The 2,217-nt window shown below is 68.6% G+C and carries 1 protein-coding gene; it reads left to right on the forward strand.

Going from position 1 to position 2,217, the window contains the following annotated elements:
* Positions 1–6 precede the first annotated feature (6 nt).
* Positions 7–2,190, forward strand: a complete 2,184-nt coding sequence (locus ACNJ7E_RS03665) for a malate synthase G (protein ID WP_418339154.1) — start codon at positions 7–9, stop codon at positions 2,188–2,190.
* Positions 2,191–2,217: the final 27 nt, after the last annotated feature.

Raw genomic sequence — 2,217 nt, forward strand, 5'->3', positions numbered from 1 at the left:
CATTTCATGACTGAGCGTGTTGAGGTCGGCGGTCTGCAGGTCGCGAAGGTGCTCTACGACTTCGTGAACGAGGAGGCGCTGCCGGGGACCGGGGTGGACGCCGACGGGTTCTGGTCGGGTGCGGCCAAGGTGATCGACGAGCTGGCGCCGAAGAACAAGGCCCTGCTCGCCACCCGCGACGACCTGCAGGCCCGGATCGATTCCTGGCACCGCGACCGGGCCGCCGCCGTGATCGACCCGGCCGAGTACCGGGCGTTCCTGACCGAGATCGGGTACCTGGTGCCCGAACCGGCCCCGTTCGCGGTGTCGACGGCGAACGTGGACACCGAGATCACCTCGACCGCCGGCCCGCAGCTGGTGGTCCCGGTCCTCAACGCCCGCTTCGCGCTGAACGCCTCCAACGCGAGGTGGGGGTCGTTGTACGACGCCCTGTACGGCACCAACGCCATCCCCGACGACGGCGGCGCGCAGGCCGGTGCCTCCTACAACAAGGTCCGCGGCGACAAGGTCATCGCCTGGGCCCGCACCTTCCTCGACACCGCCGCCCCCCTGACGACCGGGTCGCACGCCGACGCCGCCCGCTACACCGTCGACGGCACCGCCCTGACCGTGCAGCTCGCCGACGGCACGATCACCGGCCTCGCGGAGCCGGGCAAGTTCGTCGGCTACCTCGGCGACCCGGCCGCCCCGACCAGTGTGCTGCTGCGCAACCACGGGTTGCACGCGGAAATCCAGATCGACCCCACCTCCCCGATCGGCCAAACGGACGCGGCCGGGGTCAAGGACGTGGTGCTCGAGTCCGCGGTCACCACCATCATGGACTTCGAGGACTCCGTCGCCGCCGTCGACGCCGACGACAAGGTGATCGGCTACCGCAACTGGCTGGGCCTGAACCGCGGCGACCTGACCGAGGAGATGACCAAGGGCGGCAAAAGTTTCACCCGCCGCCTCAACGGCGACCGGGTCTACACCGCCGCGGACGGGTCCGAGCTCACCCTGCACGGGCGGTCGCTGCTGTTCGTCCGCAACGTCGGGCATCTGATGACCACCCCGGCGATCCTGCACGGCGACGGCACCGAAATCCCCGAGGGCATCCTCGACGCCCTGATCACCTCCCTGTGCGCCGTCCACGGACTCAGCACGGGCGATCAGACGGGGCCGTTGGTCAACTCCCGCACCGGGTCGATCTACATCGTCAAACCCAAGCAGCACGGCCCCGACGAGGTCGCGTTCACCACCGAACTGTTCGGCCGGGTCGAGCAGGTGTTGGGGCTGCCCGCCAACACCCTCAAGGTCGGCATCATGGACGAGGAACGCCGCACCACCGTCAACCTCGCCGCCTGCATCCGGGAGGCGTCGGAGCGGGTGGTGTTCATCAACACCGGGTTCCTCGACCGCACCGGCGACGAGATCCACACCTCGATGGAGGCCGGGCCGATGATCCGCAAGGCCGAGATGAAGAAGCAGACCTGGATCACCGCCTACGAGGACTGGAACGTCGACACCGGTCTGGCCTGCGGGTTGCAGGGGCGGGCGCAGATCGGCAAGGGCATGTGGGCGATGACCGAGCTGATGGCCGAGATGCTCGAGCAGAAGATCGGCCACCCCAAGGCCGGCGCGAACACCGCATGGGTGCCGTCCCCGACCGGGGCCACCCTGCACGCCACCCACTACCACCAGGTCGACGTCGTCGCCGTCCAAAACCGGCTGACGGGCACCCGGCGGGCCACCCTCGACGAGATCCTCACCATCCCCCTCGCCCCGAACACCGACTGGTCCGAGGCCGAGAAGCAGGAAGAACTCGACAACAACTGCCAGTCCATCCTCGGCTACGTGGTCCGCTGGATCGACGCCGGCGTCGGCTGCTCCAAGGTCCCCGACATCCACGACGTCGCCCTGATGGAAGACCGCGCCACCCTCCGCATCTCCTCCCAGCTGCTGGCGAACTGGATCCGGCACGCAGTGGTCACCGCCGACCAAGTCGTGCAGTCGCTGCAACGGATGGCCCCGGTCGTGGACCGGCAGAACCAGAACGACCCCACCTACCGGCCCCTGGCCCCCGACTTCGACACCAACATCGCCTTCCAGGCCGCGAAGGAACTGATCCTCGACGGCACCAAGCAGCCGTCGGGCTACACCGAACCGATCCTGCACCGCCGCCGCCGCGAATACAAAGCAGCCAACGCCTGACCGGTAGTTCCCCACGTGAGTGGCGAA

Source organism: Rhodococcus mengyinensis, assembly GCF_048381435.1.
In the GTDB taxonomy this organism is placed as follows: domain Bacteria; phylum Actinomycetota; class Actinomycetes; order Mycobacteriales; family Mycobacteriaceae; genus Rhodococcus_F; species Rhodococcus_F opacus_D.